The 13235-nt window shown below is 36.1% G+C and carries 7 protein-coding genes, 19 tRNA genes and 2 rRNA genes; 25 read left to right on the top strand and 3 right to left on the bottom strand.

The window, feature by feature from the left end:
• Positions 1-195: 195 nt before the first annotated feature.
• The 24 genes from L6653_RS08295 to L6653_RS08180 all read left to right on the top strand — a co-directional run bounded on the left by L6653_RS08295 (position 196) and on the right by L6653_RS08180 (position 9732).
• Positions 196-3257, top strand: a 23S ribosomal RNA gene (locus tag L6653_RS08295).
• 130 nt (positions 3258-3387) lie between these two features.
• A 5S ribosomal RNA gene (rrf, locus tag L6653_RS08290) occupies positions 3388-3504 on the top strand.
• Positions 3505-3596: 92 nt separating this feature from the next.
• Positions 3597-3671: transfer RNA gene (locus tag L6653_RS08285), tRNA-Asn, on the top strand.
• 3 nt (positions 3672-3674) lie between these two features.
• Positions 3675-3763: transfer RNA gene (locus L6653_RS08280), tRNA-Leu, on the top strand.
• A gap of 4 nt (positions 3764-3767) precedes the next feature.
• Positions 3768-3844 (top strand) — tRNA-Met (locus L6653_RS08275).
• Between the two features lie 27 nt (positions 3845-3871).
• A tRNA-Glu gene (locus L6653_RS08270) sits at positions 3872-3946 on the top strand.
• 171 nt (positions 3947-4117) lie between these two features.
• Positions 4118-4193: transfer RNA gene (locus L6653_RS08265), tRNA-Val, on the top strand.
• A gap of 28 nt (positions 4194-4221) precedes the next feature.
• Positions 4222-4298, top strand: a tRNA-Asp gene (locus L6653_RS08260).
• Positions 4299-4324: 26 nt separating this feature from the next.
• Positions 4325-4400, top strand: a tRNA-Thr gene (locus L6653_RS08255).
• A 71-nt stretch (positions 4401-4471) separates the two neighbouring features.
• A tRNA-Tyr gene (locus tag L6653_RS08250) sits at positions 4472-4557 on the top strand.
• Between the two features lie 4 nt (positions 4558-4561).
• Positions 4562-4635, top strand: a tRNA-Gly gene (locus L6653_RS08245).
• Between the two features lie 4 nt (positions 4636-4639).
• Positions 4640-4716: transfer RNA gene (locus L6653_RS08240), tRNA-Arg, on the top strand.
• A gap of 3 nt (positions 4717-4719) precedes the next feature.
• Positions 4720-4795, top strand: a tRNA-Gln gene (locus tag L6653_RS08235).
• Positions 4796-4800: 5 nt separating this feature from the next.
• Positions 4801-4876, top strand: a tRNA-Lys gene (locus L6653_RS08230).
• Between the two features lie 85 nt (positions 4877-4961).
• A tRNA-Lys gene (locus L6653_RS08225) sits at positions 4962-5037 on the top strand.
• A gap of 6 nt (positions 5038-5043) precedes the next feature.
• Positions 5044-5134 (top strand) — tRNA-Ser (locus L6653_RS08220).
• Between the two features lie 32 nt (positions 5135-5166).
• A tRNA-Ser gene (locus L6653_RS08215) sits at positions 5167-5260 on the top strand.
• Between the two features lie 3 nt (positions 5261-5263).
• Positions 5264-5339, top strand: a tRNA-Phe gene (locus L6653_RS08210).
• Positions 5340-5374: 35 nt separating this feature from the next.
• A tRNA-Trp gene (locus L6653_RS08205) sits at positions 5375-5450 on the top strand.
• A 16-nt stretch (positions 5451-5466) separates the two neighbouring features.
• Positions 5467-5543: transfer RNA gene (locus L6653_RS08200), tRNA-Ile, on the top strand.
• A 65-nt stretch (positions 5544-5608) separates the two neighbouring features.
• A tRNA-Ile gene (locus L6653_RS08195) sits at positions 5609-5685 on the top strand.
• 323 nt (positions 5686-6008) lie between these two features.
• A complete protein-coding gene (trkA, locus tag L6653_RS08190; protein WP_236786694.1) occupies positions 6009-7376 on the top strand; it encodes a Trk system potassium transporter TrkA in 1368 nt (455 codons plus the stop codon).
• Positions 7377-7378: 2 nt separating this feature from the next.
• Positions 7379-8839, top strand: a complete 1461-nt coding sequence (locus tag L6653_RS08185) for a TrkH family potassium uptake protein (protein ID WP_236786691.1) — start codon at positions 7379-7381, stop codon at positions 8837-8839.
• Positions 8840-9006: 167 nt separating this feature from the next.
• Positions 9007-9732, top strand: a complete 726-nt coding sequence (locus L6653_RS08180) for a helix-turn-helix domain-containing protein (RefSeq protein ID WP_236786687.1) — start codon at positions 9007-9009, stop codon at positions 9730-9732.
• Between the two features lie 56 nt (positions 9733-9788).
• Here L6653_RS08180 and L6653_RS08175 read toward each other — a convergent pair whose 3' ends face one another.
• Both L6653_RS08175 and L6653_RS08170 read right to left on the bottom strand, forming a co-directional pair.
• Complete coding sequence (locus tag L6653_RS08175; RefSeq protein ID WP_236786684.1) at positions 9789-10472, bottom strand: DUF554 domain-containing protein; 684 nt, start codon at positions 10470-10472, stop codon at positions 9789-9791.
• 8 nt (positions 10473-10480) lie between these two features.
• Positions 10481-11164 (bottom strand): DUF554 domain-containing protein, encoded by a 684-nt coding sequence (locus L6653_RS08170; protein ID WP_236786682.1) that lies wholly within the window; start codon positions 11162-11164, stop codon positions 10481-10483.
• Positions 11165-11409: 245 nt separating this feature from the next.
• Here L6653_RS08170 and thiD point away from each other — a divergent pair, with 245 nt between their 5' ends.
• A complete protein-coding gene (gene thiD / locus L6653_RS08165) occupies positions 11410-12219 on the top strand; it encodes a bifunctional hydroxymethylpyrimidine kinase/phosphomethylpyrimidine kinase (protein ID WP_236786680.1) in 810 nt (269 codons plus the stop codon).
• A 94-nt stretch (positions 12220-12313) separates the two neighbouring features.
• On the opposite strand, the gene L6653_RS08160 is transcribed toward thiD, so the two are convergent.
• The gene (locus L6653_RS08160; RefSeq protein WP_236786678.1) at positions 12314-13198 is read right to left on the bottom strand and encodes a helix-turn-helix domain-containing protein; all 885 of its coding nucleotides are present in this window, start codon (positions 13196-13198) and stop codon (positions 12314-12316) included.
• Positions 13199-13235: the final 37 nt, after the last annotated feature.

Here is a 13235-nt window from a genome sequence, read left to right as displayed (position 1 = left end):
TTTTCGACATTTGCGAAGCAAATAAGAAAAATAACGTTAGATTACAGTAAATAACCAGACAAAACTCGAACAGGGCAATAATGCGATGATTTTTGGAAAACCAAAAATCCCTGCATAAGGAATTTCATCAACTCATAAATTTGCTGTGACAATTCCATTAGAACCTAATAAAATTAAATAGCTATAAATATTTCCAGTCAAGAAAGCAAGGGCACAAGGTGGATGCCTTGGCACATGAAGGCGAAAAAGGACGTAAGTGAACGAAAACTAGGGTAAGCTCACAAAAAGCATTGACCCCTAGGTCTCCGAATGGGGCAACCCGGTTGTGGAAGACACAATCATTACTAAGTGAATACATAGCTTAGTAAGGCGATACCCTGCGAACTGAAACATCTAAGTAGCAGGAGGAAAAGAAAGAAACATCGATTTTCTAAGTAGCGGCGAGCGAACGGAAAAGAGCCTAACTCATTAAACGATTTTAAATCTAGTAGAATTATCTGAAAAGCTAAACCAAAGAAAGTGAAAGTCTTGTAAACGAAAGATTTAAGAAAGTAAGAGGGAAAGTATCACCGGGCACGAGTAACCCGGTGTGAAGATAGGGGGCCCATCCCCTAAGGCTAAATACTAACATGTGACCGATAGTGAACAAGTACCGTGAGGGAAAGGTGAAAAGAACCCCGCAAGGGGAGTGAAATAGAACCTGAAACCTAGTGCCTACAAGCAGACAGAGCGTGAGAGAACGTGATGTCGTACCTTTTGTAGAATGGGCCAGCGAGTTATTCTAAATTGCAAGGTTAATGATTTAAGATCAGAAGCCGTAGCGAAAGCGAGTCTTAATAGGGCCAAAGTAAGTTAGAATAGACCCGAAACCGGGTGATCTATCCATGGTCAGAGTGAAGTTGAAGTAAAATTCAATGGAGGCTCGAACCGGGTGCGGTTTAAAACGCATCGGATGAACTGTGGATAGGGGCGAAAAACCAAACGAACCCGGAGATAGCTGGTTCTCCTCGAAATAGCTTTAGGGCTAGCCTCTGACCTAAGATTTTAGGAGGTAGAGCACTGAATGGTCTAGGGCGGAGATCCGTACCAAAACCTATCAAACTCCGAATGCCAAAAAATCAAGTCAGGGAGTCAGACTTAGGGGGATAAGCTTCTAAGTCGAAAGGGAAACAGCCCAGACCGACAGCTAAGGTCCCAAAATTTGAATTAAGTGGAAAAGGATGTGAATCTACTAAGACAACCAGGACGTTGGCTTAGAAGCAGCCATGCATTTAAAGAATGCGTAATAGCTCACTGGTCAAGTGGGTTTGCGCCGAAAATGAACGGGGCTAAATTCAATACCGAAGCTTCGGATTAATAGAGGGATTAAGTTTACAAATGAGACTAGGAAATATTTAACAAAAACAGAAGAGATTAAGAAAATACAAATTTCAGACGCAGACATAAAGATAGGATATTAAAGAAAAATATTCAAAAAAACACAAGTCTAAAGTCAAAGTGAGTAACATAAGAAATTATGAACTAACAATCACTGGTTAAGAGTTAAAAACTAGGACTCATAGCTAAACTTAATACCTCTATTAGTGGTAGAGGAGCATTGTATTAGAGACGAAGCCAAGGCGAAAGCAAAAGTGGATCTAATACAAGAGAGAATGCTGGCATGAGTAGCGAGAAGGAGTGTGAGAATCACTCCCGTCGAAACCCTAAGGACTCCTGAGCAAGGCTCGTCCCCTCAGGGAAAGTCGGGACCTAAGCCAAGGCCGAAAGGCGTAGGCGATGGATAACAGGTTTATATTCCTGTACCGCTTGAAGTCGTTAAGAGAGACGTGATGACGCAAAAGGATAATCAAAGCCATCCGATGGATGATGGTCTAAAGCCGTAGGAAGAAAAGTAGGCAAATCCGCTTTTCACAAATTCTGAAAGCCGATAGGTATCGAAAACATAAGTAGAGAAGTTGATGACTCCATGTTGCCAAGAAAAGTCACTATCCAGACCAAAGCGCCCGTACCAAAACCGACACAGGTAGGGAGGTAGAGAATACCAAGACGCGCGGAAGAACCTTTGTTAAGGAACTCGGCAAAATGTCCCCGTAACTTCGGGAGAAGGGGAGCCAAAGAGATTTGGCCACAGAAACCAGGCCCAAGCGACTGTTTACCAAAAACACAAGTTTCTGCAAAATCGCAAGATGAAGTATAGGAGCTGACACCTGCCCGGTGCTGGAAGGTTAAGGGGAAGGCTTAGAGCAATCGAAGGCTAGAACTTAAGCCCCAGTAAACGGCGGCCGTAACTATAACGGTCCTAAGGTAGCGAAATTCCTTGTCGGGTAAGTTCCGACCCGCACGAAAGGTGTAACGATTTGGGCACTGTCTCAACAAAGGATCCGGTGAAATTGTAGTAGTCGTGAAGATGCGACTTACCCACGCTAGGACGGAAAGACCCCGTGGAGCTTTACTGTAGGCTGATATTGGATTTTGAGATTAAATGTACAGGATAGTTGGGAGACTGAGATATCTGGATGCCAATCTAGGAGGAGTCACTGGTGGGATACCAACCTTTTAATATCAAAGTTCTAACCATAGCCCTTGAATCAGGGCATGGGACATTGTCAGTTGGGCAGTTTGACTGGGGCGGTCGCCTCCTAAAAAGTAACGGAGGCGTTCAAAGGTTCGCTCAGAATGGACGGAAACCATTCGTAGAGTATAAAGGCACAAGCGAGCTTAACTGCGAGAGCTACAACTCAAGCAGAGTCGAAAGACGGACTTAGTGATCCGGTGGTACCGCATGGAAGGGCCATCGCTCAACGGATAAAAGCTACCCCGGGGATAACAGGCTTATCTCCCCCAAGAGTCCACATCGACGGGGAGGTTTGGCACCTCGATGTCGGCTCGTCTCATCCTGGGGCTGGAGTAGGTCCCAAGGGTTGGGCTGTTCGCCCATTAAAGAGGCACGCGAGCTGGGTTCAGAACGTCGTGAGACAGTTCGGTCCCTATCCAGCGTGGGCGTAAGAAATTTGAGAGGAGCTGTCCTTAGTACGAGAGGACCGGGATGGACGCACCAATGGTGTACGAGTTGTTAGGCCACTAGCATGGCTCGGTAGCTAAGTGCGGAATTGATAAGTACTGAAAGCATCTAAGTACGAAGCAGGCCTCAAGATAAGATTTCTTAGAGTAGGTAAAGAAAATACCTTAGATAGGTCCAAGGTGTAAGTGCAGTAATGTATTAAGCTAATGGATACTAAACTTTAAATCTTGACTGGAAATATTTATAGCTATTAATTAGCCCGTCCGGCTCTTAGAGGACAGCCCGTCCGGCTCAGAGAGGACCCGTGCGGAGCACTCGCAGCGAAGCGAGAATAGAATAATTAGGTTAAAACAGTATATTTAAAATATGGTGACGATGGCAGAAGGGATACACCTGTTTCCATACCGAACACAGAAGTTAAGCCTTCTAACGCCGATGGTACTCGGAGGGAGACCTCCCGGGAGACTAGGAAGTTGCCAAACTTACTTTTTTGTGAAGATTATTTCTTCACAAAAATTTGTAAGAAATTTTGACAATATAAATTTTATATTTTATAATTATACATATTGCATGTGCTTAGGTAGCTCAATGGTGGAGCACCCGGCTGTTAACCGGTAGGTTGTGGGTTCGAGCCCCACCCTGAGCGCCATATGCCGGGGTGGCGGAACTGGCAGACGCACAGGACTTAAAATCCTGCGGTGGTCAAACACCGTATCGGTTCGATTCCGATTCTCGGCACCATTATCGCGGGATGGAGCAGTTTGGTGGCTCGTCGGGCTCATAACCCGGAGGTCGTAGGTTCAAATCCTACTCCCGCAACCATACTTTTTAATTAATAAAATCATATAAGGCCCTATGGTCAAGCGGTTAAGACATCGCCCTTTCACGGCGGTATCCCGGGTTCAAATCCCGGTAGGGTCACCATTTTTAAACTTTATACAAAAAAAGTTTTATCCTTCGTTTTAGAGGGAAACCACCGTGTCACGGCGGTATTGTTCTTCGGATTCGCCCAAGGACTCATCTCGAAGATTTAAAATCTTTCAGATTTTAAACCCCACAGGGGACAGGGTTCAAATCCCGGTAGGGTCACCATATGGAAGTATAGCTCAGTCGGGAGAGCATCTGCCTTACAAGCAGGGGGTCACAGGTTCGAGCCCTGTTACTTCCACCAATACATTTTTGTTATTTTAACCTTTTATGGCTTAGTAGTTCAGCTGGTTAGAATGCCGCCCTGTCACGGCGGAGGTCGTGGGTTCGAATCCCATCTAAGTCGCCATTTGGATTTCAGTAGAGATCCAATGTGCTGATGTAGCTCAATTGGTAGAGCAATTGATTTGTAATCAATAGGTTGTAGGTTCAAGTCCTATCATCAGCTCCAATTTTATTGTGAAATAAAATTGAATAAAATTATAGTTTATGCTATAATATATACTTGTGAAATACAAATTTGGGGAAGTTCCAGAGTTGGCCAAATGGGACGGACTGTAAATCCGTTAGCTTAGCTTTCAGTGGTTCGAATCCGCTCTTCCCCACCAATTTGCGGGTGTAGCTCAGTGGTAGAGCCCCAGCCTTCCAAGCTGGTTGCGAGGGTCCGATTCCCTTCACCCGCTCCATTAAGCGCCTGTAGCTCAGCTGGATAGAGCAACGGACTTCTAATCCGTGTGTCAGAGGTTCGACTCCTCTCAGGCGCGCCATATTGGGATATAGCCAAGTCGGTAAGGCACCAGACTTTGACTCTGGTATGCGTAGGTTCGAGTCCTGCTATCCCAGCCAAATTTGATCCATTAGCTCAGTCGGTAGAGCACTTGACTTTTAATCAAGGTGTCCGGAGTTCGAATCTCCGATGGGTCACCATTAATATTTCAACAATTTATTTAGTGGTTATACTGGCAAGCTAAATAGGCAAGAAAGGCATTTTTAGCCACTGTATTTCTAGATTGATCCATTAGCTCAGTCGGTAGAGCACTTGACTTTTAATCAAGGTGTCCGGAGTTCGAATCTCCGATGGGTCACCACAATATGGAGAGGTACCGAAGCGGTCATAACGGGGCGGTCTTGAAAACCGTTAGAGTCTTACGGCTCACAAGGGTTCGAATCCCTTCCTCTCCGCCAAATAAAAAAGAGTCAATATCTATTGACTTTTTGGAGAAGTACTCAAGTGGCTGAAGAGGCTCCCCTGCTAAGGGAGTAGATCCTTTCAAAAGGGATGCGAGGGTTCAAATCCCTCCTTCTCCGCCATATGCCCAGATAGCTCAGTCGGTAGAGCAGGGGACTGAAAATCCCCGTGTCGGTGGTTCGATTCCGCCTCTGGGCACCAATAAATCTCTTTCTTAATTTGTTTGAGATTTGAGTAGGGGTTTAGTTCAGTTGGTAGAACGTCGGTCTCCAAAACCGGATGTCACGGGTTCAAGTCCTGTAACCCCTGCCATTTAAATTTTATATATGGACCTGTAGCTCAGCAGGTTAGAGCGCACGCCTGATAAGCGTGAGGTCGGTAGTTCGAGTCTACTCAGGTCCACCAAAAACAAACCTAATTATGAATTTATTTCATAAAATTTTTTTATTAAAAATTATAGGGTTTTGTTTGGGCCTCTAGCTCAGTCGGTTAGAGCGCCCGGCTCATAACCGGTAGGTCCAGGGTTCGAGTCCCTGGAGGCCCACCAGATTTAACACCAATTTTTATTGGTGTTTTTCTTTTACAAAAAATTAGATTCTATTTTAAATGTATTTTTTTTCGTAAGCTATAAAGCTTATTTTAATAAATTTTTACTTAAATTTTCTAGATTTTTAATTTCTTATTTTAATTTAAAATAAATTTTTCATAATATTACTATGTAATTGATATAATTTTTTAAGATTCACACAAGTGTGCTAATAATGACGCTTCCCTACTCAATTATGCATGTCTAATTGTACAAATGTATTTTGTTTTTTTCTTGTGTTTATTATACAATGTTATTAGATATTTCTACCTTTAGGAGGATTTATGAATATTATTATTGTAGGTGCTGGTAAGGTTGGTTCTTATCTTACTAGTAAGCTTTCTGATGAAGGCTACAATATTTTAGTTATAGAGAAAAACAAGGAAGTTTTGGAAAGATTACTGGCTTCTAATGATGTTATGGGTATTTTGGGTGATGGTCGTGATATCGAGGTTTTGGATGAGGCGAATGTTAATGAATGTGACGCTTTTATTGCCATGACTTTTAACGATGATGTTAATTTGATTTCATCTATGATTGCCAAGAAAATGGGGGCGAAATCTACTATTGTAAGGCTTCGTGATCCTAGATACATAAAAGATGATGAGTTTATGAGAAAGACTATGGGAGTCGATAGACTTGTTAATCCTGAATATTTTGCGGCAAAGGAAATTCAAAGAACTTTAAAATATACTTATGCGGTTAATGTTGAAAATTTTTTGGATTCTAAGGTTATTTTGATTGAGCTTGAAATTGATGAAAATTCTAAGCTTGCACATAAGTCCTTGATGGAATTAAATGCTGAGGGATTTTTGGGTAATACTATTATCGTTATTGGTGAAAAGGACGGTCAGGTTGTTATTCCTAATGGTAACCACATTCTTGAGCCTGGTGAGAAAATTTATGTTGCAGGTCCTAAGGAGGATATTGATAAGTTTTATAAAAGACAGGTTGATGATAAAAAAAATATCAAAGATGTTTTGATTATTGGTGGTGGGTCTATTGCTCTTTATCTTTCTGAGCTTTTGATTAAAAGAAATTTCAATGTTACTGTTGTTGAGAATAATAAACAAAGAGCTGTTGATTTTTCTGAAAGTCTGCCTGAATGTGATGTTATCAACGCTGATGGTACTGATCCTGAAATTCTCGATGAGGTTAGGATTGAAAATTATGATGCTGTTGTAGCTCTTACTGGAATTGATGAGGAAAATATTTTAATTTCTCTTCTTGCTAAAAAGAGGGGAATTGATAAGATAATTGCCAAGGTTAATAGGACTCAACTTTTAAAAATTACTGGAATTTTGGATGTCGATACTACTATAACTCCAAAAAAATCCGCTTCTTTTTTTGTTTCTAGACTTTTGAGGTCTAAGGAAAATTCTAGGGGTGAATCTATTTCAAACTTATATAGATTATCTGATGATAGGGTTGAGGCGATTGATTTTACTGTAATTGAAAATTCCAAGCTTACTGGAAAAAAACTTAAAGATTTAAAGCTTAAAAGTAATACTTTGATTGTTGGTATTTCAAGAGAAAGCTTAGGAGGTAAAATTGAGGTTGCAAATGGTGATAGTACCATTGAGCTTGGCGATAGGGTTATGGTTATTACTAAACATAAAGATTTTAAAGAAATCGACGATATATTGGAGTAGACATGAATTTAAAAATTGTAAAATTTTCTCTTGGAAAACTTTTAATAGTTCTAGCTGGTCTTTTGACCTTGCCTTTGGCTATTTCTTTTGTTTATGGGGAAAGTTCTTCTGATAAAATTAATTTTATAATTCCAATTATTATTGCTTTTGTTTTGGGATTTATTCTGGTTAAAAGGGGGGATAATTCATCTCATCTTTATACAAAAGAGGCCATGTTTATTACTGCCTTTACTTGGGTTTTATTTTCCTTGATTGGGGCTATTCCTTTGTTTTTGACTAAATCAAATTATAACGGCTATATTGATGCGTTTTTTGAAATGGTGTCTGGTTTTACTACATCGGGTGCATCTGTTGCACTTGATGTTGAGCTTTTGCCTCATTCTATAATTTTTTGGAGGTCCTTGTCCCACTTTGTCGGTGGAATGGGAATTTTGGTTTTTACTCTTGCTATATTGCCAAATTCTAACAAGGAATCTTCTCTTTTGATGCAAAGCGAGGTCCCTGGCCCTACTTTTGGAAAAATCACCCCAAAATTATCTGATACAGCAAGGAATTTATATGGAATGTATATTGTTTTGACTATTATTACTGTAATTCTTCTTCTTTTTGGGGGAATGAATTTATTTGAATCTGTAATTCACGCCTTTGGTGCTGCGGGAACTGGTGGATTTTCTAATAAGGGGATTTCAATTGGTGCTTATGATTCTAGGTACATTGAAATTGTTCTTGCAATAATGATGGCTGTTTTTGGTGTGAATTTTAATATTTATTTTTATGCAGTTACTAAAAATGTCAGGGAAGCTGTAAAAAGTGAAGAACTAAAATGGTATTTGGCTGTAATTATTATTGCAGCGGGACTTATTTTTGCAAATATTGTGACAATTTATAAGGATGTATTTTATTCATTGGTAAATTCTATTTTTACAGTATCTTCAATAATTACAACTACTGGATATGTATCAGCAGATTTTGGAACTTGGCCCTTATTTTCTAAATCTGTGATCATTATGCTTATGTTTATAGGTGGATGTGCAGGATCAACTGCAGGAGGACTCAAGGTTTCAAGGTTTGTAATTTTGGTAAAAGGTGGAATTAATCAAATAAAAGAGTCAATGAATCCAAAAAAAATCACCATAAATAGACTTGATAGAAAAAAAGTTGATAGTGAAACAGAAAGATCAGTTTTAAAATATTTGGTAATTTATATAATGATTTTTATTATTCTATTTATGATTGTATCAATTGATATGAATGATTTTGAAACGGCTTTTGCGGCAGTTACTACAACTTTTAACAATGTAGGACCTGGTCTTGGTGCTTTTGGTCCAATTACAACTTTTGCTGAAATGTCAAAGATTTCAAAATTTGTCCTAACCATTGCCATGCTTTTGGGAAGACTAGAAATATTTCCTATGCTTTTACTTTTATATCCTTCTACTTATAGAAATTTGAGAAACAAATAAATTTATTAGGACTGTTGCAAAACGATGATTATTTATATTTTTGTAACAGTCTTTTTTTGTAAGGATATTGAGATATGAGCAATTAAACCAATAGTTGAACCATTTTAAACTAATAGTTTCTTGACTATAAATTTATCTAGGCTAAAATTTCTCTAAAGGAGGAAGCTATGAAACAAATTAATAAAAAAGATTTTGGTGAATTTGTTAGTAGAAAAAGAAAAGAAAAAAACATGACCCAAAAGGATATAGCTGAAAAATTATATGTAAGTATTCAAGCTGTAAGTAAGTGGGAAAGGGGGCAATCTTTGCCAGATATTTCTCTTTTGATGCCCTTGGCAAAATTATTGGATGTAAATCTTGTTAATTTGCTTGAAGCAAGGGATGAAAAGGCGGAAGATAGCGAAAAGGTTGAAAATTTATTGGAAAAAATTGTAGAAATTAATAAAGAAGATGAAATAAATAAGGGAAAAGAAAAATTTAAAAGGGCGGTGTTTTTGGCTCTTGCATTTATCTTTATTGGGATAGAATATTATTTTCTTTATAGGAAATTTAACTATGATATTAATAGCTTTCTTACGGTAGGAATATTGGGAGTGATTTTTTCTATATATTTGTTTTTGCTTATAGATGAAAGACTGCCAAATTATTACGATGAAAACAAGATTTCTTTTGTTAGCAAGGGATTTTTTAGGATTAATGTAGTTGGGATAAATTTTTCAAACAAAAATTGGAAGCCCATACTAAAGTTTTTAAGATTTTGGATTATAGGAAGTATGGTTATTTTTCCAATTATTTTTAATTTCGAAAATTCTACAAGGCTTATTTGGTCAACGATTTTATTTTTTTCAAGTTTGTTTTTACCCTTGTATGGAATTGGGAAATACTATGAGTAAAAAATAAACCTTTTGCAAAATGATTATTTATCTTTTGCAAAAGGTCATTTTTTATTTTAAAATAATCCTGAAATTAAGCCATATATTACTGGGATTGCAAGGGCTGGTAGGATGTTTGCGATTTTTGAGTCTACTAATTTTAGTTGGGAAAGTCCAATTACTATAATTGTAAGTCCTCCCGTTCCTGATATATTATTTATTACTTCTTCTCCCAAAAGTGGGCTTAAAAATCCTGCAAGTAAGACCAAAATTGCTTGGAAAATTAATATTGAAAATGATGAGAAAGAAACACCAATTCCCATGCTTTGTGCCATAAAAAATGCTACAACTCCATCAATTAGAGCCTTACCCATCAAAACTTGGTCATCACCTGTAACTCCTGCTTCAATGCAGCCAATTATTCCCATAGCTCCAAAGCAAAAGAGAATACTGGCATTTAAAAAACTTTCTGAAAAGTTTGAATTTTTATCTTTTATGTATTTTTTTTCAATATTTGATGATAATTTGTCTAATTTTTTATCAAGTCCCAAAAATTCACCTATTATCAAGCCAATAACAACAGATATTATTATAACTAAAATATCACCCTTCATTGAAGATCTAATACCAATTACTATAATGGCGGCTGCCAAAAAATTCATAATCGAATCTCTAAGATTTTTGGAAAATTTATCTCCAATTTTTGATCCAAGAGAACCCAAAACACCAACCAAAATAAAATTAACAAGAACTGCTAACATAAATCCTCCTATAAGAAACTTAAAATAAGTCCATAAATAATTGGAAATAAAATAGAAGGTACTGAATTTACTATTTTTATATCCGTCAAATCAAGCATAGAAAAACCAATTGCCATTATACTTAGCCCACCTACTCCAGAAATATTATCCAAAACTTCCTTGGTAAGAACCGGAGAGATAAGGCCTGAGATAATTACAATCAAGCCTTGGTAAACAATTATAGGAATTGCTGCAAAGGCAACCCCAATTCCCAAACTTTGTGCCATAAAAAAAACAGTTAAACCATCAATCATGGATTTTAAAAGTAAAATTTCATTGTTTGAATTAATACCTGCTTCAATAGAACCTATAATCCCCATGCTTCCAACACAAATAATCAAAGTAGCATTGATAAAAGCTTTTGGGAAATTAGATCTTTTGTTTTTGGTGAAAATATCACCCAAAAAATAAGCAAAGCTATTAAATTTTCCATCCAAATCCAAATGATATCCAACAATAACTCCCAAAACAATAGAAACAATTACAACCAAACTTTGGCCCTTGCTAGCAGATTTTACGCCAGCAACTAATATTAATAGGGCAAGAAATTTCATCACGTCATTTTTAAGCCTATCAGAAAAACATTTTCCAACTTTTGATCCCAAAAAACCTAAAATTAAAACTGAAATAGCATTTACAAAAACACCAACCATAAAAACCTTCTTTAACATTATTTTGTTAAATTATATCAAAGCACTTAAAGTTTTGCAAAAATGCCATAAAAGGGATAAAGAATATTGACAATATAATCCCTTTATCCTATTATAAAAAATAGAAATATAAGAAAAATTATCTAAAAGTTATTATAAAAAGATAGAAAATAGGAAAAGTATTAAATTTATTTTATAAAGTTTTATAGCAAAAAAATTTTTAAAATATTTTAAAGAAAGGAAAAATTATGAGAGTAGGATTAACAATTGCAGGAAGCGACTCATCAGGGGGCGCAGGAATTCAAGCAGATATAAAAACAATGACTTTAAACGGAGTATATGCAGAGAGTGCTATTACAGCTCTTACAGCACAAAATACAAGAGGAGTAAAATCAGTAATGGAGTCAAGTAAGGAATTTTTAAAAGACCAACTTGACATGATTTTTGATGATATTTATCCAGACGCAGTAAAAATTGGAATGGTTTCAAATTCCGATTTAATTTTGGTGATTGCAAATGAACTAAAAGAAAGAAAGGCAAAAAATATAGTAGTAGATCCGGTTATGGTTGCAACAAGCGGAGCAAAACTTTTAAAAGATGATGCAATAGAAACTTTAAAAAAAGAACTTTTGCCCCTAGCAGACCTCCTTACTCCAAATATTCCAGAAGCTGAAATTTTAGCAGAAATGAAAATAAAATCAGTTGATGACATGAAAAAAGCAGCAGAAATAATTTCAAATAAATTTAAATGTGCAACTCTTTTAAAAGGAGGTCATGCTCTAAATGATGCCAATGATTATTTATTTGAAAATGGAAACGGGATTTGGTTTAAGGGAGAAAGAATAGAAAATCCAAACACCCACGGCACAGGTTGTACCCTTTCATCAGCCATAGCAGCAAATCTTGCCAAAGGATATGATATGGAAAAATCAATAAAAATGGCAAAAGATTTTCTATCAAAGGCCCTTTTGGATATGCTAGATTTAGGAAAGGGATCAGGTCCAATGAATCATGCCTTTGATATAAAAGATTCTTACAAAAAATTATGTGAAAAGTGAAAGTGGATTTGATTTTGTATTTTTGTTAAAAAGTTTTACCTTTTTTATTGGCAAATTAAAATTAAAGAATAAAAAAGGTAAAACTTATTTTTTATCAAGTATTATATTTTTCATAATAACTCTTGGCTTGTTCAAATTTATTTATTAAATTATAATTTTCAGCAAGGCTTGCTATTAAGATTGCCTTATCATAGTCTTCTTTATAATCCATATTTTTAAGTCTTTTGTACAAAGCTCTAGTGAAATATAAAATAGGATTAGGAATTTTATTTCTAATTAAAAAATAAGAAATAGCATCATTTATTATTTCTGGACATTTTTCATAATCTTCTACAATAATATAAGCGTTGGCTAAATTTATACTGATAATAGGATATAATGATGAGTCTTTGTTGGTATTATCATATACAAAATTAAGTAAATCAAGATATTTTTTGTTATCAATATTTGCATAAGTCATGCCTATATCCATTAAAATTCTTAATTCAAATATAGAAAAAGATTGTATTTTGAAATTATCATATTTATTAGTAAAAGAATTTAATGCTTTTATAAGAAATTCTCTTTCCTCTGTTTCATTCAAATCATCATTTAAAGATTTAAGAAATAAAATAACTTGATTGCATGAAGTTTTGATATACTCAATATCAGTAAAGTCTTTAATATAAACAATTATTTTTTCTTCATCATCAATAGGCAATTTATTTTCTACTTTGTCAATTATTTTTTCAAAAGTTTCATTAAAAATCAAGTAATCTTTTAGGCTAGAGTGCAAATAATCTTTTATAAAATCGTGATTTAAGATATATGATATTTTATAAAGGGTAGAAAAAGAAGGCTCATTAACGCCATTTTCTATACGACTTATAGTTTTCCTATCTATACCAGCTTCAACAGATAAATCTAATTGACTAATTTTTCTGTTTTTTCTAACTTCTTTTATTTTTTTAGCCAATAGTATTAACTTATCCTTTTCCAAAATTTCCTCCAAATGTACCATATATGCCGTTGTTTTG

The sequence above is a fragment of the Anaerococcus ihuae genome (genome assembly GCF_928368155.1).
Classification (GTDB): Bacteria; Bacillota; Clostridia; order Tissierellales; family Peptoniphilaceae; genus Anaerococcus; species Anaerococcus ihuae.
This window is presented reverse-complemented; position numbering and strand designations above follow the sequence as displayed.

What these genes read in the sequence shown, in the direction of transcription:
- L6653_RS08175 (WP_236786684.1), bottom strand. Translation starts at nt 10,472, where the DNA reads ATGTTAGCAGTTCTTGTTAATTTTATTTTGGTTGGTGTTTTGGGTTCT.
- L6653_RS08185 (WP_236786691.1), top strand. Translation starts at nt 7,379, where the DNA reads ATGAATTTAAAAATTGTAAAATTTTCTCTTGGAAAACTTTTAATAGTT.
- L6653_RS08170 (WP_236786682.1), bottom strand. Translation starts at nt 11,164, where the DNA reads ATGGTTGGTGTTTTTGTAAATGCTATTTCAGTTTTAATTTTAGGTTTT.
- trkA (WP_236786694.1), top strand. Translation starts at nt 6,009, where the DNA reads ATGAATATTATTATTGTAGGTGCTGGTAAGGTTGGTTCTTATCTTACT.
- thiD (WP_236786680.1), top strand. Translation starts at nt 11,410, where the DNA reads ATGAGAGTAGGATTAACAATTGCAGGAAGCGACTCATCAGGGGGCGCA.
- L6653_RS08180 (WP_236786687.1), top strand. Translation starts at nt 9,007, where the DNA reads ATGAAACAAATTAATAAAAAAGATTTTGGTGAATTTGTTAGTAGAAAA.